Source organism: Pseudomonas sp. BF-R-24 (assembly GCF_019947335.1).
In the GTDB taxonomy this organism is placed as follows: Bacteria; Pseudomonadota; Gammaproteobacteria; order Pseudomonadales; family Pseudomonadaceae; genus Aquipseudomonas; species Aquipseudomonas jessenii.
On record NZ_JAGYGG010000092.1, the window covers coordinates 1 to 1,441 of the forward strand.

1 rRNA gene is annotated in these 1,441 nt (G+C 52.9%); it reads right to left on the bottom strand.

Annotated elements, in window-relative coordinates:
* Positions 1 to 80: 80 nt before the first annotated feature.
* Positions 81 to 1,441: ribosomal RNA gene (locus KGA98_RS28410) — 23S ribosomal RNA — on the bottom strand; the annotation flags it as partial.

The following is a 1,441-nucleotide window of genomic DNA, read 5'->3' on the forward strand; positions in this document are numbered from 1 at the left end:
AGCGTCGAACTTTCGGTTCTTTCGTCTTCACACACCGCAATCTGATGCTCTTTCGAGTAGTCAAATTGCTTGGGTGTTATATGGTCAAGCCTCACGGGCAATTAGTATTGGTTAGCTCAACGCCTCACAGCGCTTACACACCCAACCTATCAACGTCGTAGTCTTCGACGGCCCTTCAGGGGACTCAAGGTCCCAGTGAGATCTCATCTTGAGGCAAGTTTCCCGCTTAGATGCTTTCAGCGGTTATCTTTTCCGAACATAGCTACCCGGCAATGCCACTGGCGTGACAACCGGAACACCAGAGGTTCGTCCACTCCGGTCCTCTCGTACTAGGAGCAGCCCCTCTCAAATCTCAAACGTCCACGGCAGATAGGGACCGAACTGTCTCACGACGTTCTAAACCCAGCTCGCGTACCACTTTAAATGGCGAACAGCCATACCCTTGGGACCGGCTTCAGCCCCAGGATGTGATGAGCCGACATCGAGGTGCCAAACACCGCCGTCGATATGAACTCTTGGGCGGTATCAGCCTGTTATCCCCGGAGTACCTTTTATCCGTTGAGCGATGGCCCTTCCATACAGAACCACCGGATCACTAAGACCTACTTTCGTACCTGCTCGACGTGTCTGTCTCGCAGTCAAGCGCGCTTTTGCCTTTATACTCTACGACCGATTTCCGACCGGTCTGAGCGCACCTTCGTACTCCTCCGTTACTCTTTAGGAGGAGACCGCCCCAGTCAAACTACCCACCATACACTGTCCTCGATCCGGATAACGGACCTGAGTTAGAACCTCAAAGTTGCCAGGGTGGTATTTCAAGGATGGCTCCACGCGAACTGGCGTCCACGCTTCAAAGCCTCCCACCTATCCTACACAAGCAAATTCAAAGTCCAGTGCAAAGCTATAGTAAAGGTTCACGGGGTCTTTCCGTCTAGCCGCGGATACACTGCATCTTCACAGCGATTTCAATTTCACTGAGTCTCGGGTGGAGACAGCGCCGCCATCGTTACGCCATTCGTGCAGGTCGGAACTTACCCGACAAGGAATTTCGCTACCTTAGGACCGTTATAGTTACGGCCGCCGTTTACCGGGGCTTCGATCAAGAGCTTCGCGTTAGCTAACCCCATCAATTAACCTTCCGGCACCGGGCAGGCGTCACACCCTATACGTCCACTTTCGTGTTTGCAGAGTGCTGTGTTTTTAATAAACAGTCGCAGCGGCCTGGTATCTTCGACCGGCGTGGGCTTACGCAGTAAATGCTTCACCCTCACCGGCGCACCTTCTCCCGAAGTTACGGTGCCATTTTGCCTAGTTCCTTCACCCGAGTTCTCTCAAGCGCCTTGGTATTCTCTACCCAACCACCTGTGTCGGTTTGGGGTACGGTTCCTGGTTACCTGAAGCTTAGAAGCTTTTCTTGGAAGCATGGCATCAACCACTTCGT